Source organism: Kocuria sp. ChxB, from assembly GCF_044359605.1.
Lineage (GTDB): Bacteria > Actinomycetota > Actinomycetes > Actinomycetales > Micrococcaceae > Kocuria > Kocuria rhizophila.
Map to the genome: position 1 here is coordinate 126475 of NZ_CP121123.1, position 15572 is coordinate 142046.

At 72.1% G+C, this 15572-nt stretch carries 13 protein-coding genes; 9 read left to right on the plus strand and 4 right to left on the minus strand.

Features of this window, described 5'->3' with window-relative positions:
* Positions 1 to 97: 97 nt before the first annotated feature.
* Positions 98 to 1471, minus strand: a complete 1374-nt coding sequence (gene sepH / locus P8S73_RS00555) for a septation protein SepH (RefSeq protein ID WP_396350433.1) — start codon at positions 1469 to 1471, stop codon at positions 98 to 100.
* A 316-nt stretch (positions 1472 to 1787) separates the two neighbouring features.
* Here sepH and P8S73_RS00560 point away from each other — a divergent pair, with 316 nt between their 5' ends.
* Positions 1788 to 2087, plus strand: a complete 300-nt coding sequence (locus P8S73_RS00560) for a DUF4193 domain-containing protein (RefSeq protein ID WP_019310681.1) — start codon at positions 1788 to 1790, stop codon at positions 2085 to 2087.
* A 110-nt stretch (positions 2088 to 2197) separates the two neighbouring features.
* On the opposite strand, the gene P8S73_RS00565 is transcribed toward P8S73_RS00560, so the two are convergent.
* Complete coding sequence (locus P8S73_RS00565) at positions 2198 to 2860, minus strand: DUF3093 domain-containing protein (RefSeq protein ID WP_224764938.1); 663 nt, start codon at positions 2858 to 2860, stop codon at positions 2198 to 2200.
* A gap of 307 nt (positions 2861 to 3167) precedes the next feature.
* On the opposite strand from P8S73_RS00565, the gene dut reads away from it, so the two are divergent.
* The 4 genes from dut to P8S73_RS00585 are packed head-to-tail and all read left to right on the plus strand — an operon-like array spanning position 3168 to position 5500.
* On the plus strand, positions 3168 to 3584 hold the full coding sequence (gene dut / locus P8S73_RS00570) for a dUTP diphosphatase (protein ID WP_047978641.1): 417 nt from the start codon (positions 3168 to 3170) through the stop codon (positions 3582 to 3584).
* Between the two features lie 58 nt (positions 3585 to 3642).
* Positions 3643 to 4416 (plus strand): DUF3710 domain-containing protein, encoded by a 774-nt coding sequence (locus tag P8S73_RS00575; protein ID WP_124109739.1) that lies wholly within the window; start codon positions 3643 to 3645, stop codon positions 4414 to 4416.
* A 2-nt stretch (positions 4417 to 4418) separates the two neighbouring features.
* Positions 4419 to 4787 carry a hypothetical protein gene (locus P8S73_RS00580; protein WP_019310676.1) on the plus strand — a complete coding sequence of 123 codons (369 nt, stop codon included), beginning with the start codon at positions 4419 to 4421 and terminating at the stop codon, positions 4785 to 4787.
* Positions 4784 to 5500 (plus strand): DUF3159 domain-containing protein, encoded by a 717-nt coding sequence (locus tag P8S73_RS00585; protein WP_081477468.1) that lies wholly within the window; start codon positions 4784 to 4786, stop codon positions 5498 to 5500. Before P8S73_RS00580 ends, P8S73_RS00585 begins: the two co-directional genes overlap by 4 nt.
* Here the strand turns inward: P8S73_RS00585 and P8S73_RS00590 are convergent.
* A complete protein-coding gene (locus P8S73_RS00590) occupies positions 5406 to 6164 on the minus strand; it encodes a TrkA family potassium uptake protein (RefSeq protein ID WP_019310674.1) in 759 nt (252 codons plus the stop codon). The genes P8S73_RS00585 and P8S73_RS00590 overlap by 95 nt on opposite strands.
* Positions 6164 to 6883: a TrkA family potassium uptake protein gene (locus P8S73_RS00595; protein ID WP_035885339.1), complete on the minus strand. Its 720-nt coding sequence runs from the start codon at positions 6881 to 6883 to the stop codon at positions 6164 to 6166. The genes P8S73_RS00590 and P8S73_RS00595 overlap by 1 nt, the downstream gene beginning before the upstream one ends.
* A 64-nt stretch (positions 6884 to 6947) precedes the next feature.
* On the opposite strand from P8S73_RS00595, the gene P8S73_RS00600 reads away from it, so the two are divergent.
* From P8S73_RS00600 to dxs, 4 genes are all read left to right on the plus strand, one after another.
* Positions 6948 to 8921: an APC family permease gene (locus P8S73_RS00600; RefSeq protein WP_019310672.1), complete on the plus strand. Its 1974-nt coding sequence runs from the start codon at positions 6948 to 6950 to the stop codon at positions 8919 to 8921.
* Complete coding sequence (locus P8S73_RS00605) at positions 8918 to 10354, plus strand: class I SAM-dependent RNA methyltransferase (protein ID WP_124109737.1); 1437 nt, start codon at positions 8918 to 8920, stop codon at positions 10352 to 10354. The genes P8S73_RS00600 and P8S73_RS00605 overlap by 4 nt, the downstream gene beginning before the upstream one ends.
* Positions 10355 to 10520: 166 nt before the next feature.
* Positions 10521 to 13328 carry an aconitate hydratase AcnA gene (gene acnA, locus P8S73_RS00610; protein ID WP_396350434.1) on the plus strand — a complete coding sequence of 936 codons (2808 nt, stop codon included), beginning with the start codon at positions 10521 to 10523 and terminating at the stop codon, positions 13326 to 13328.
* A 204-nt stretch (positions 13329 to 13532) separates the two neighbouring features.
* Complete coding sequence (dxs, locus tag P8S73_RS00615) at positions 13533 to 15569, plus strand: 1-deoxy-D-xylulose-5-phosphate synthase (RefSeq protein WP_039102190.1); 2037 nt, start codon at positions 13533 to 13535, stop codon at positions 15567 to 15569.
* The last annotated feature ends 3 nt before the right edge of the window (positions 15570 to 15572 follow it).

Below are 15572 nucleotides of genomic sequence, written 5' to 3' on the forward strand. Positions count from 1 at the left end.
CGGCCGGAGCACATTCTCCCCGTGGAACCCGACCTGCCCCCGCGACTGTACCGTGCGGCGCGGGGATGTTGCACCACGGCCGGTGGCCGTGGAGTGGTCAGGACCTGTTGGCTCCGAACACGATGTCGTCCCAGCTGGGCACGGAGGACCGTTTCGCCTTGGGAGTGCGTCCGCGCGGTCCGGGGGCCGTGGACTCGGAGTCCGCGCCGGCGTCGTGCTCGGCGGAAGCCGCCCGAGTCTCCCGAGGGTCCTCGTCCCGGCTGCTCTCCTCCGGGTCTTGCGCACCGTGACCGGCCGCATCCCGACCGGCACCTGCGGTGCGCGGGGTCAGGGTGGCCACCGCAGCGGCGTCGGCGTGGTTCTCGGGGCCCTGGGGGTCGGTGCGCCCCCGGGAGGCGTCCTGCTCCTGGGTGACCTCCACCCAGGTCTCGTCCCCGTCCAGGTGGGTGTCCTCCTCGGGCCCGGGAGCCGGCTCGGGGGAGGTGTCCGCACCGGTGGCACGGGGATCCTCGCGGTCGGGTGTGGAGTCGTCCACGATCTGGATCCCCTCACCCCGCAGTGCCCGCTCCTCGGCCACCTGCGAGGCGGCGGGCTGGATGGGGCGGTCGAACACGGGGGAGTCCTCGGGCGCGTCGATCGGCCGGGGGCGCTGCTCCACCTGGCCCATCCCGCGGCCGAGCATCTCCGCGAGCCGGTCGTCGCCGGGCTCGTCGGTGCCCAGATGGCGGCCGCGGCGGGCCTGCAGCACGTCCAGGAGGTCGTCCGCCGGGCCGGCCTCGTACTGCAGCCGGTGCACGGCGGGGCCGGGGGCCTGCACGGGCGCGGCCGGTGCCGCGGGGCCGAGCGGACCCGTCTCGCGGGGCTCTTCTCCCAGGGCCCGGGCCCAGTCGTTGTCCGGGCGCACGCTGCGCGTGGCGGGGTTGTAGCTCCACCGTGCCGGCTCGGGCGCGGGCAGGGAGTCACGCTCGGCAGGGGGGTCGAAGCTCAGCTGCACCGTCCACAGCTGGTCCTCCCGGAGCCACGCGTCCCAGTCGAAGCTGGAACGGTCCACGCCGAGTCGCGCCGCTTGGGCCTCGACCGTCTCCTGCAGGGACTTGGGCTCTCCCTCGAACACGGAGCGGTAGCCGTCGTGCGAGGGGTTGGTGCCGGAGACCTTGACCCGGCAGGCCTCGGTGACCATGTGGGAGCGCTCGGCGAGGATGGGCCACTCGTAGCGGCGCACGCGCTCCGGCTCCCACCCGGACTCGGCCACGATGTCGTCCACGCTGGCGCCCGCCCGGAACCTCGCCTGGATGTCGCGCGGACCGTAGGACGCGCCGCCGCGCCCCCGGGCCGGTGGCTTGCGCCGGGCGTACTGGATCGCCTGCCGCAACTGCTGGTCGATCTTCAGGCGGTACCGCGTGGAGTCGGGGGTCTCCACGATCAGGTGCTCGCCGTCGTCGTGCACTCCTGCCAGGCGCAACTGCTCCATGCTGTCCTTCCGTCGGGGGAGCGCTCCCCACGTCCTCCGTGGTGCGCCCCGCGCCATCTGTGCGCCAGTCTACTGGCAGGCCCGCGGGGCGCCGGGGCGGGTGCCGCACGGCCGCGTGGCGGCGATGTCGGGGCTGGTCCGGGCGCGGATCTGCCCGCCGCTGCGGCGGATCATGCCCTGTGAGAAATCTGTGTCCGGGGTGCTGGCTTTTTCAGCCCCCATGGTGCACACTCTACGCGACACGGCCCCGGGGGAGATCGTCCGGACGCCGTTGCATACAGCGATCTCGCGAAGACCGGTTGGAGCGGATAGACACATGGCCACAGACTACGACGCACCGCGCAAGCAGGACGAGGACCTCAAGGAAGACTCCATCGAGGAGCTGCAGTCCCGGCGGTCGGACCACCAGTCCGGAAGCGTTGACGAGGACGAGGCCACGGCGGCCGAGAGCTTCGAGCTGCCCGGAGCGGACCTCTCCAACGAGGAGCTCTCCGTGGTGGTCCTGCCGGCCCAGGACGACGAGTTCACGTGCGGTTCCTGCTTCCTGGTGCGCCACCGCTCGCAGCTCGCCGAGGAGCGCGGCGGCGTGAAGTACTGCTACGAGTGCCTGGGCTGAGTTCCCCGCTCGCACGATTGCCTCGGGCGGTCACCCTGTCAGGGTGACCGCCCGCCGTCGTTCCCGGAGTGTCCGCCTCCGCGCGGGAGGGCCGGGGCTCAGCGCGTCCGTCAGTGGCCGGACCCCGGTCGCTCGTTGACGGCGCGGGCGAGTTCCTCCGGGTGGCGGGTCGCGGTGAGCCAGTAGGGCGTGGGGTCCACGGGGTCGGTGATCTCGATCCGGCACAGGTCCGGGACCGACACCCGGAAGTTCATGAAGGCGCGGCCGTCCAGCTGCGGGCCGCGTGCCTCACGGGCCGCGGTACCGCGCAGGGCCTCCGCGCGGCCCACGTAGCGCCGCTCGATGTACGCCCGTCCCACGCGCAGGTCCTCGTCCGTGAGCACGATGCTCGGCGCGCCGAGGTGCACCGCGAGACCCACGGCGACCACCAGCACCACGGCCACGACGACTCCCACGGCGATGCTGATGGGGGCCACGGCCACGAAGCCCGTGCCGCCCACGAAGGCCACGATCAGCCACATCCACCAGGACACGGTGAGCTTCTCGGAGTAGCGCACCGCGCCGTCGTGCGCGCCCCTGGCGGACGACGCCGCCCGCGCGCCGTCCGCGTCCCCGGCACGGGAAGCGGGGGGCACCGCCCGGTCCCGCGGGTCGCGCGGACCGGTGGTCGCGGTGCGGCCCGGGGTGCTCCCCGGTGCGGTGCTCCGGGTCTCGCGGGGGGGCGTGGCGTCCAGAGGGGTGTCCTCGCCGGGGACGGGGTGCTGAGAGCTCATGCCCCCACCTTGGCACACTCGTGCGCCCGGTGCCCCGCCGGGAGCCCGCGGATGGGGTGGTCGTGGCCACACGGCCGCGGGACGGCCGGGACCGTTGCGGCGCCGTCGAGGACCCCGCGGGGCCGGGGCGGGGCGCACCACTCGTGACCGTGGCCCGCGGCGGTGGGCCCGGGGACGGGCGCGGTGGTCCCGCCCCGCTGCTCCTGGGCGGGCGCTGAACGTGCTCCGTGGGCGCCGGGGCGGCGCGTTAGAGTGGAGGACTGTGACTGACGTGAACACCCCCGAGGACCTCCCCGTTCCGCTGCGGATGCTGGACCCGGACCTGCTCCCGCCGTCCTACGCGCGCGCGGGCGACGCCGGGGCGGACCTGCGGGCGCGCCACGACGTGGTGCTGGCGCCGGGTGAACGGGCACTCGTGGACACGGGTGTCGCCGTGGCCGTCCCGCAGGGCCACGTGGGCCTGGTGCACCCCCGGTCCGGACTGGCCGTGAAGCACGGGATCACCGTGGTCAACGCCCCGGGCACCGTGGACAGCGGCTACCGGGGGGAGCTGAAGGTGTGCCTGCTCAACACGGACGCCCGCGAGAGCTACACGGTCCGCCGGGGCGAGCGGATCGCCCAGCTGGTGATCCAGCCGGTGGTCACGGCGCGCTTCGTGCCGAGCGACGAGCTCGACGACAGTGAGCGCGGGGAACGGGGCTTCGGCTCCTCCGGAACCCACTGACCCGCACCCGTGGCGGGGCACCACCGATTTTCTGCCCGACGACTTCCTGGAGTGATCGATGTTCGGACGTAAGAAGCGCAACAGCACCGACGCGGCGGAGACGGCCGCCGAAGAGAACGGCGCCCCCCAGGGCGAGGAGGCGGGCGAGCCGGATCAGGACGTGACGGACCCGCGGGCGAACGGCCCGTGGGACGAGGCCGAGTTCTCGGGTGAACGTGGCGACTACCTGGACATGGGTGCGCTGCTGGTCAAGCCCATCAGCGGGGTGACCGTGCGCATGGAGGTGGACCAGCACACCAAGGTGCCGCGTGCGGTGAACCTGGACTTCCGCGACGGCTCGGTGCAGCTGCAGGCGTTCACCGCCCCGAAGACCGCGCAGCTGTGGGACGAGGTGCGGGCCGAGCTCGTGGCCGGGCTGCGCCGCGACGGCGGAAACCCGACCGTGTCCCAGGGCCCGCTCGGGCTGCAGGTCGACGCAAAGTTCCCGGGGACCACCCCGGACGGCCAGAAGGGCTACCGTCTCGCGCGCTTCGTGGGCATCGACGGCCCGCGCTGGTTCCTGCGCGCGGTGTTCACGGGCGGCGCCGCCATGCCCGGCACCACTGCAGAGGTGCTCGACGACGCCGTGCGGGCCCTCGTGGTGGTCCGCGGCCAGGATCCGCACCCGCCGCGCGACATGCTGGCCCTGACCATGCCCGAGAACGCCACGATCACCCGCGCCGACGGCCCGGGGGACACGCCACCGCAGGGCGGCGGTGAGTCCGGGGAGACGTCGTCGCGCCCGGACGTGCAGCCGCCGCGCCGCGGTCCCGAGATCACCGAGATCGGCTGACCGTGCCCGTCAACAACCCCCTCACCGGCGCGATCGACGTGCGCTCCGAGCCCGAGGCCGGGGAGCACGAGCTCACGCCCGGCACCGGGGAGCGCTGCCGGCGCCGGGCGGTGGTGGAGGGCGTGGTGGTGGAGGTCACCGTGGCGCCCGCCACCGCGCCCCCGCACTTCCGCGCCCTGCTGAAGGTGCCGCGTCCCGGCAGCGCCGTGCCGTGCGGTGTGGAGCTGCTGTGGCACGGTCAGCGCACCGTTCCGGGAGTTGCCGCCGGCACCAGGCTGCGCTGCCTCGCGGTCGTGTGCTTCCCGGACGGGGTTCCCACCATGTACAACCCTCGCTACGAGATCGTCACGCCCAAGCGGGCCGCCCGGTGACGCGGGAGCCGGGCGCAGAGCCCACTCGGGGCGACGCCGCCGGGGACCCCGACGCCTCGATGCGCCGCGCCGCACAGGAGTTCGCCGAACGCTCGGGCCTGCGCCGCGACGAGAGCGGGCAGCTGGACGTGCTCTCGGCGATGGGCGGCTGGCGCGGCGTCGTCGAGTCGATCCTGCCGGGGCTCGTGTACCTCACGTGCGTGATCCTCGTGGGGGAGCTGTCCGTGGCCCTGACCGCGTCCCTCGCGACCGCCGCCGTGTTCACCCTCGCGCGGCTCGCGCAGCGCCAGACGGTCACCCAGGCGCTCGCCGGCCTCGTGGGCGTGGGTGTGTGCGCGCTGTTCGCACGGGTGGGCGGCCAGGCACTGGACTACTACGTCCCGGGATTCTTCATCAACGCCGCGTGGCTGCTGGGGCTCGCGCTGTCGGCGGCGGTGAAGTGGCCCCTGCTCGGGGTGCTGTACGGCTACGTGCGGGGCGAGGGCACCGCCTGGCAGTCCGATCCGGCGCGGCGGGCCGTCTACCAGCGGGCCAACGGGCTGCTCATGGCCATGTTCGCGGCCCGTCTGGTGGTCCAGCTGCCGCTGTACTTCGCCGAGAACGTGACCGCGCTCGGTGTCACGCGTCTGGTGATGGGGACCCCGCTGTACGCCGCCGCGCTGTGGCTGGCATGGCTGTCGAGCCGCCCTCGTCCAGCGCAGCCTGCAGATTGACGTCCCGGGCCGTGGTGAACATGGCCCGCAGCTGCTCCTCTCCCTCCGCGGTGGTGATGAAGAAGAGCTCGTCCCCGCCCTCCAGCAGGTCGTCCCCGGACGGGGCGATCGGCACGCCGTCGCGCAGGATGGCCACGAGGGCCACGTCCGGGGGCCACGGCACCTGGGACACGGTGCTCGCGACCACGGGGTGCTCGCGGGGGACCGTGTAGGCGGACAGCGTGGCGGCCCCGGTCTGGAAGCTCAGCAGCCGCACCACGTCCCCGATCTCCACGGCCTCCTCCACGAGGGCCGTCATGAGGCGGGGGGTGGACACGGCCACGTCCACGCCCCAGGCGTCGTCGAAGAGCCACTCGTTCTTGGGGTTGTTCACCCGGCCCACGGTGCGGGGCACCCCGAACTCGCTGCGGGCGAGCAGGGACACCACGAGGTTCGCCTTGTCGTCCCCCGTGGCGGCCACCATGACGTCCGCCTCCTCGGCCCGGGCACGCTGCAGGACGTCGAGGTCGCACGCGTCCCCCACGACCCACTGCGCACCGCGCAGGTTGGAGCGCCCGATCACCTCAGCGGTGGCGTCCACCACCACGACGTCGTGACCGTGCGAGAGCAGCTCCCGGGCGATCGAGGAACCCACGGAGCCCCCGCCCACGATGACCACGTGCATCAGTGCCGCCCCTTCCCGTCCGGGGTGGCCGCGAGCGCCACGGCCTCCATGACCTCGTCCGACGGCGGACGGGAGAGGACGCGGGCAACGCGCTCCACGTCCTCGACGCGCATCATCGCGTGCACGATGTCCCCTTGCTGGTAGCTGGTGTCGCTGGCGGGGAGGATGCCCTCCCCGAAACGGGTCACGAAGGCGATCCGCACCCCGGCGGCCTCCTCGATCCGGTCCAGGTGCAGCCCGGACCAGGAGTCGTCCAGGGGAAGCTCGCCGAGCTGCAGGCGCCCCGAGGCCTCCCGGAAGTCGCCCGTGATCGCGTGCTCGGGCAGGATCCGGCGCAGCACCTGGTCCGCGCTCCAGCGCACGCTGGCCACGGTGGGGATCCCCATGCGCTGGTAGAACTCGGCGCGGGTGGGGTCGTAGATCCGGGCCACCACGTGCTTGACCTTGAACGTCTCGCGCGCCACACGGGCCGCGATGATGTTGGAGTTGTCCCCGCTGGAGACCGCCGCGAACGCGTACGCGTCCGCTATCCCCGCGCGCTGCAGCACGTCCCTGTCGAAGCCGTGGCCGGTGACCTTCTTGCCCGAGAAGTCGGGACGCAGCTTGCGGAACGCGCGGTCGTCCTGGTCGATCACCGCCACGGTGTGCCCGGAGTCCTCGAGGGCGTGCGCCAGGCTGATGCCCACCCTGCCCACGCCCATGATCACGAAATGCGCCATGGGGCACAGCATAGGTGCCACCACCGCGGGACAAGGACCCGCTCAGCGACTAGCGTGTTCCCACGTGTATGCGTCCCAGCTCCTCCGCCGCGCTCTCGTGGGCAAGCCCCTCCACAACGAGCGCGCCGCGGGCACGGTGCTCTCCAAGGGCACGGCCCTGCCCGTCTTCGCGTCCGACGCCCTCTCCTCGGTGGCCTACGCGCCCGACGAGATCGTCCTGACGCTCGCGCTCGCGGGCTCCTCCGCGATCGTGGTGTCCCCCTGGGTGGGGCTCGCGGTGCTGGTGGTCCTCGCCGTGGTCATCACCGCCTACCGGCAGAACGTGCGGGCCTACCCCTCGGGCGGTGCGGACTTCGAGATCGCCTCCAAGAACCTGGGGCGTCCCGCCGGGGCCGCCGTGGGTGCGGCCCTGATGGTCGACTACACGCTGGTGGTCGCGGTGTCCATGGCCGCCGCCGCGCAGTACCTCGCGGCGGTCTTCCCCGTGCTGGTGGAGCACCGCACCGCGGTCGCGGTGGTGGGGATCGCCCTGGTGGGGCTGCTGAACCTGCGCGGGCTGAAGTTCATGGGCCGGGCGTCCTCCGTGCCCACGTACGCTTTCGTGGCCGTGGTGCTGCTGCTCATCGTGGTCGGTGTGGTGCAGGACCTGGCCGGGGCACTGGACCCTGCGCCGTCGGCGGCCTACGAGGTGCTGCCCGCCGAGGGCATGGACGCGGGTCTGGTGGGTCTGGCGGGCGCCATGCTCGTGCTGCGGGCCTTCTCCTCGGGCGCGGTGGCCGTGACCGGGGTGGAGACGATCACCCACTCCGTGCCCTACTTCCGCAAGCCCAAGGCGCTCAACGCCGCGCGGACCCTCGCCGTCCTCGGTGCCCTCTCCGCCGTGCTGCTGCTGGGGGTCCTGTACCTGACCCGGCGCACGGGCGTGGTGGTGGTCATGGACCCCGACCGGCAGCTGCTGATCGACGGGCACGCTCCCGCCGCGGACTTCTACCAGGTCCCCGTGCTCGCCCAGATCGCCCAGGCGGTCACCGGCGCGGACTCCGTGTGGGTCGTGGTGCTCGCGCTCGTGACCGTGGGCGTGCTGTTCATGGCGGCCAACACCGCCTACTCGGGGTTCCCTGTGCTCGCCTCCCGGCTGGCCTCCGCGGCCCTGCTGCCCCGGCAGCTGCAGAGCCGGGGGGACCGCTTCGCCTTCACCAACGGGATCGTGCTGCTGTCCGTGGTGGCGGCCGCGTTCACCCTGGTGTTCGGCGCGAACGTCAACGCGCTGATCCAGCTCTACGTGGTGGGCGCGTTCTTCGCCTTCACCCTCACCCAGGCCGGGATGGTGCGGCACTGGAACCGGCTCCGCCGCACGCGGACCTCCCGGGCCACCAACCGGCAGATCGCCGTGCGCCTCACGGTGGCCGCGGTCGCCCTGGTGGCCTGCGCCGCCGTGTTCGTGGTGATCCTCGTGACCAAGTTCGCGCAGGGGGCGTGGCTCACGATCGTGGCCATCGCTCTGACCACCCTCTTCATGCGGGCCATCGCCCACCACTACCGCGCCGTGGACGCGGAGCTGGAGGTGCACCCCGACTCCATGGTGCGCGCCCTGCCTTCCCGTGTGCACTCGATCATCGTGGTCACGTCCGTCCGCAAGCCCGTGGTGCGCGCACTGACCTACGCGCGGGCGTCCCGCCCCTCCAGCCTGGAGGCCGTGGTGGTGGACACGGACCGCACGCGCACGGAGGACATCGTGCGCAGCTGGCAGTCGCTGGAGATCCCGGTGCCCATCACCGTGCTCGCCTCGCCCTACCGGGACTCGGTGGGCCCGGTGATCGCCCACATCCGCGGGATCCGGCGCAAGTCCCCCCGGGACCTCGTGATCGTCTACCTCCCCGAGTACGTGGTGGGGCGCGGCTGGGAACGTTTCCTGCACAACCAGGCCATCCGCCCCCTGCGGACCCGGCTGCACTACGAACGCGGAGTCATGATCGCCTCCGTGCCCTGGCACCTCGAATCGGTGCGCGAACTGCAACTCACGGAGAACAGCCGATGACCGACACCCCGCACACCCTCGAGCTGCGCCTGGGCGAGGTGGCCCACGGCGGCCACGTGGTGGCCCGAACTGCCGAGGGCAGGGTGGTGTTCGTGCGGCACGGGCTGCCCGGGGAGCTGGCACGGGTGGCCCTCACGGACCGGCGGCCCGACGCGTCCTTCTGGCGCGGGGACGTGGTCGAGGTCGTCGACCCCGCGCCCGGACGCCGCGAGCACCACGTGTGGTCCCGGGCCGACGCCCTGCTGGCCGCGGCCGAGGGGCGCAAGCCGGTGGGGGGAGCGGAGTTCGGCCACGCCGACCTCGCCACCCAGCGCGAGCTCAAGCGGCGCGTTCTCGCGGAGCAGCTCTCGCACCTGGCCGGCCACGAGTGGCAGGGCCGGGTGCACCCCACCAACGGGGAGACGCCCGACGGCACGGGGTGGCGGACCCGGCTGCACCTGGACGTGGCCACGGACGGCACCCCCGGCATGCACCCGCACCGCTCCAACGAGCTGGTGACCCTCCAGGACATGCCCCTGGCCTCCGCCCCGATCCAGGCCCTGGCCCCGTGGGCCCTGCGTGTCGAGGGAGCCGAGCGCCTGGACGTCTCCGCCCCGTCGAACGGCCGGACCCCGCTGCTGCACGTGAGCCTGCGGGCGGACGCGCACGAGCGGCAGCTGGACGCGCTGCGGGCCCAGCTCGGCGAGTGGGGCTCCGCCCACGGCGTCTCCGTCACGGCGCGTTCGGCGGACCACCGCAGGGTCGCCACCTGGGCCGGAACCGGCGAGGTGCTCGAGACCCTCGAGTGGCCCGCGTCCACGGACGCCTCCGGGGAAGCCCCGCAGCCGCTGCAGTGGCGCGTGAGCCCCACGGGCTTCTGGCAGATCCACCGCGAGGCCCCGGCCGCGCTCGCCGGGACCGTGCTGGCCGGGGCCGACCTGCGGCCGGGTGACACCGTGTGGGACCTCTACAGCGGCGCCGGGCTGTTCACGGCCGTCGCGGCGCGCGCCGTGGGGGAGAGCGGCGCGGTGTTCGCGGTGGAGGGCTCGCCCGTCACCTCCGCCGACGCCGCCCACAACCTCGCCCACGCCGAGCACGTGCGCAGCGTGCGCGGGGACGTGGCCCGTGTCCTGACCGGACGCGGGGGCCACCGCCAGGGCGACCGACGACGCCGTGGCCACCGAGCGGCGTCGTCCGCCGGGACCCGGGTGCCGCGGCCCGACGTGGTCATCATGGACCCGCCGCGCGCCGGTGCCGCCAAGGAGGTGCTCGCCGCCGTGGACCAGGCCGGTCCCCGCACCATCGTGTACGTGGCGTGCGATCCGGCGGCCCTCGGGCGGGACCTGGGCAGGCTCCGGAGGCGCGGGTGGAAGGTCGAGGACGTGACGGCCCTGGACCTGTACCCCAACACGCACCACGTGGAGGCCGTGGCCGTGCTGCGCCGCGACGCCTGAGCCGGTCCACGTGGACCGGACCGCCCGGGCGGGTTCCCCGGGGTGGTCATGACGGGCGCGGGACGTGGCACGGGATACACTGGCAGGGACCGTTCCCCGTGCGCGGGACACTCCGGTGCCCCGGTGCGTGGAACGCAACCGACGGTGGCGAGAGGAGTTCCACACCATGACTGTGGACAGCTTTGGAGCCAAGGGCGTTCTCAACGTCAAGGGCACCGACTACGAAATTTTCCGACTGAACGCCGTGGCGGGAGCCGAGAAGCTCCCCTACAGCCTGAAGGTCCTGCTCGAGAACCTGCTGCGCACCGAGGACGGTGCCAACGTCACGAGCAAGCACATCGAGGCCCTGGGGTCCTGGGACCCCAGTGCCCTGCCCGACACGGAGATCCAGTTCACCCCTGGCCGCGTGATCATGCAGGACTTCACCGGCGTGCCCTGCATCGTGGACCTCGCCACCATGCGCGAGGCCGTGGCGGACCTCGGGGGAGACCCTTCCCGCGTGAACCCGCTGGCACCCGCCGAGCTGGTCATCGACCACTCCGTGCAGATCGACGAGTTCGGCTCCGCCGACGCGATCGAGCGCAACATGGACATCGAGTACCAGCGCAACGGTGAGCGCTACCAGTTCCTGCGCTGGGGCCAGACCGCGTTCGACGACTTCAAGGTCGTCCCGCCCGGAATGGGCATCGTGCACCAGGTCAACATCGAGAACCTGGCGCGCGTGGTCATGACCCGTGAGGTGGACGACACCGTGCGTGCCTACCCGGACACCTGCGTGGGCACCGACTCCCACACCACCATGGAGAACGGCATCGGCGTGCTGGGCTGGGGCGTGGGCGGCATCGAGGCCGAGGCGGCCATGCTGGGCCAGCCCATCTCCATGCTGATCCCGCGCGTGGTGGGCTTCAAGCTCACGGGCGAGATCCCCGCGGGCGCCACCGCCACGGACGTGGTGCTGACGATCACCGAGATGCTGCGCGAGCACGGCGTGGTGGGCAAGTTCGTGGAGTTCTACGGCGAGGGCGTGGCGGCCGTGCCGCTGGCCAACCGCGCCACGATCGGCAACATGTCCCCGGAGTTCGGCTCCACCGCCGCGATCTTCCCGATCGACCAGGTGACCCTGGACTACCTCAAGCTCACGGGCCGCTCCGAGGAGCAGATCGCCCTGATCGAGGCATACACCAAGGAACAGGGCATGTGGCACGACCCCGCCAAGGAGGTCAGCTACTCCGAGTACCTGGAGCTGGACCTCTCCACGGTGGTCCCCTCCATCTCCGGACCCAAGCGCCCCCAGGACCGCATCGAGCTGTCCCGCTCCAAGGAGCAGTTCCGCGAGGACCTCGTGAACTACGTGGCGCAGGACGAGAACGTGGAGGTGGACGCCAACGTGGTCGGGTCCTTCCCGGCCTCGGACGCCCCGTCCCACGACGCCGCCGAGGAGCAGGACCCGGAGCACGAGCCGCGGGAGGCCTCCGCGGCCCAGCTGCGTGATCGTGCCGAGAAGACCGTGCCCGTCACCATGCCCGACGGCCGCGAGTTCGAGCTGGACCACGGTGCGGTGTCCATCGCCTCGATCACCTCGTGCACCAACACCTCCAACCCCTCCGTGATGATGGCGGCGGCCGTGCTGGCGCGCAACGCCACGGAGAAGGGTCTGAAGGCCAAGCCGTGGGTCAAGACCTCGATCGCCCCCGGCTCCCGCGTGGTCACCGAGTACTACGAGAAGTCCGGTCTGGTTCCCGCACTGGAGGAGCTGGGCTTCTACATCGTGGGCTACGGCTGCACCACGTGCATCGGCAACTCGGGTCCGCTCGAGTCCGAGATCTCCCAGGCCATCCAGGACAACGACCTCTCGGTCACGTCCGTGCTCTCCGGCAACCGCAACTTCGAGGGTCGCATCAACCCGGACGTGAAGATGAACTACCTGGCGTCCCCGCCGCTGGTCATCGCCTACGCCCTGGCCGGGACCATGGACTTCGACTTCGAGACGGAGCCCCTGGGCCAGGACTCGGACGGCAAGGACGTGTTCCTCAAGGACATCTGGCCGGACCCCACCGAGGTGCAGAAGATCATCGACGCGTCGATCGACACGGAGATGTTCGACCGCGAGTACGGCACGATCTTCGACGGCGACCAGCGCTGGCAGAACCTCGACACCCCCACGGGTGACGTGTTCGAGTGGGACCCCGAGTCCACCTACGTGCGCAAGCCACCGTACTTCGAGGGCATGTCCATGGAGACCACCCCGGTGGAGGACATCGAGGGCGCCCGCGTGCTGCTCAAGCTGGGCGACTCGGTCACCACGGACCACATCTCCCCGGCCGGTTCCTTCAAGTCGGACACCCCGGCGGGCAAGTACCTCACCGAGCACGGTGTGGCGCGCAAGGACTTCAACTCCTACGGCTCCCGCCGTGGCAACCACGAGGTGATGATCCGCGGCACGTTCGCGAACATCCGCATCAAGAACCAGCTCCTGGACGGGGTCGAGGGTGGCTTCACCCGCGACTTCACCCAGGACGGCGGCCCCCAGGCCGCGGTGTACGACGCCGCCATGAACTACCAGGAGGCCGGCGTGCCCCTGGTGGTGCTGGGCGGCAAGGAGTACGGCTCCGGTTCCTCGCGCGACTGGGCGGCCAAGGGCACGTCCCTGCTGGGTGTGCGCGCGGTGATCGCGCAGTCCTACGAGCGCATCCACCGCTCCAACCTGATCGGCATGGGTGTGCTGCCCCTGCAGTTCCCCGAGGGAGAGTCCGCAGACTCCCTGGGCCTGGACGGCACCGAGACCTTCTCGATCGAAGGGGTGACCGCTCTCAACGAGGGCACCACTCCCAAGACCCTGAAGGTCACCGCCGCCAAGGAGGACGGCTCCACCGTGGAGTTCGACGCCGTGCTGCGCATCGACACCCCGGGTGAGGCCGACTACTACCGCAACGGCGGCATCCTGCAGTACGTGCTGCGCCAGATCGCCAAGTAGCGCGTTCCGCACGGCACGCCCGAGCAACGGCCGGTGATCCCCTGTCCGGGGGTCCCGGCCGTTGCCGTGTGCGCTGCGCGCCACGGGGTGCGAGTAGGATCGGACGGAGCATTCGGGCGCCGCGCCCCCAACGCGACACCTCCCACCGGGCCACCGCCTGGCGGGTGCGGGGCACCGGCGCCGAGACACCACGGAGAGCAGGCAATGACCCTTCTGGAGAGCATCGCGGGACCTGAGGACCTGAAGCGGCTGGACGCCGGGCAGATGGAGCAGCTGGCGGGGGAGATCCGCGCGTTCCTGATCAGCAACGTCTCGGCCACCGGGGGGCACCTGGGGCCCAACCTGGGCGTTGTGGAACTCACGATGGCGGTGCACCGCGTCTTCTCCTCGCCCACGGACTCCGTGGTCTTCGACACCGGCCACCAGTCCTACGTGCACAAGCTGCTCACCGGGCGACAGGACTTCAGCACGCTGCGGCAGGAGGGCGGTCTGGCCGGGTACCCCTCCCGGGCGGAGTCCGAGCACGACATCGTGGAGTCCTCCCACGCGTCCTCGTCCCTGTCCTGGGCGGACGGGATCTCCCGGGGCTACGCGCTCACGGGTCAGAACGACCGGCATACGGTGGCCGTGATCGGGGACGGCGCGCTCACCGGGGGCATGGCCTGGGAGGCCGTGAACAACATCGCCTCGGACCGGGACCGCAAGGTCGTGATCGTGGTCAACGACAACGGCCGCTCCTACGCCCCCACGGTGGGCGGGTTCGCCAACCACCTCAAGGACCTGCAGGCCAGCGTGCAGCAGGGCGTGGACGCGGTGCGCACGGACCGCCGTTACGAGCAGACGCTCGAGAAGGCCAAGCACCTGCTCACGAGCTCGGGCCAGCTGGGTCAGGCGGTCTACCGGGGCCTGCACGGGATGAAGCAGGGCATCAAGGACGTGGTGGTCCAGCAGGGCATCTTCGAGGACCTCGGGATGAAGTACGTGGGTCCGGTGGACGGCCACGACCTCGCGGCCATGGAGCAGGCTCTGACCAACGCCCGCAACTTCGGCGGGCCGGTGATCGTGCACGCCATCACCGAGAAGGGTCACGGCTACCTCCCGGCGCGGCTGGACGAGAACGACCAGTTCCACTCCGTTCCGGTGATCGACCCCGAGACGGGCAAACCCACCGGCACGGCCTCCGCCCGCACGTGGACCCACGTGTTCCGGGACGAGATCGCGGCGATCGCCGACGACCGGGAGGACGTGGTGGGGATCACGGGCGCCATGCTGATCCCCATGGGGCTGCAGAAGATGCAGCTCGCGCACCCGGACCGCGTGGTGGACGTGGGGATCGCGGAGCAGCACGCCCTGACCATGGCCGCCGGCATGGCCTTCAGCGGCCTGCACCCCGTGGTGGGGCTCTACGCCACGTTCCTCAACCGCGGTTTCGACCAGCTGCTCATGGACGTGGCCCTGCACAGGGCGGGTGTCACGGTGGTCCTGGACCGCGCGGGCGTCACGGGCCCGGACGGCCCCAGCCACCACGGCATGTGGGACCTTGCGCTGCTGCAGATCGTGCCGGGGCTGCACCTCGCGGCACCGCGTGACGAGGCCACGATGGTCGAGGAGCTGCGCGAGGCGGTGGCCGTGTCCGACGCACCCACCGTGGTGCGCTACCCCAAGGGCCCCGTGGGCGCCCCCCTGCCCGCGCTGGAGCGCCTGGCGGACGGTGTGGACGTGCTCGCCCGCAGCGGCGAGGGCACCGGTCCGGAGCAGGAGCACCGCGACGTGCTGATCGTGGGTGTGGGTGCCATGTGCGTCATGGCGCTGGACGTCTCCGAGCGGCTCGCCGCCCACGGCGTGTCCTCCACCGTGGTCGATCCTCGATGGGTGCTGCCCGTGGCGGACTCCGTGGTGGAGACTGCTGCGCGCCACCGGATCGTGGTGGTCATCGAGGACGGGGTGCGCGCCGGGGGCATCGGTTCTCTCATCCGCCAGCAGATGCGGGCGCACGGCGTGGACACCGCGCTGAACGAGGTGGGCCTTCCCACGGAGTTCCTGGAGCACGCGAGCCGGGACCAGATCCTGCGGCACACGGGCCTCACCGCGCAGCGCATCGCGCAGGACACCCTGGCGTCCGTGCTGGGAACCAAGGTCCCGTACGCCCGCCCCGCCCACGACGACGCCGCGCAGCCCCTGCCCGCGTCCCGCACCCCGGGTGCCGGGCACCCGGCGCGGGGAGCCGGCAACGAGCAGTGAGGC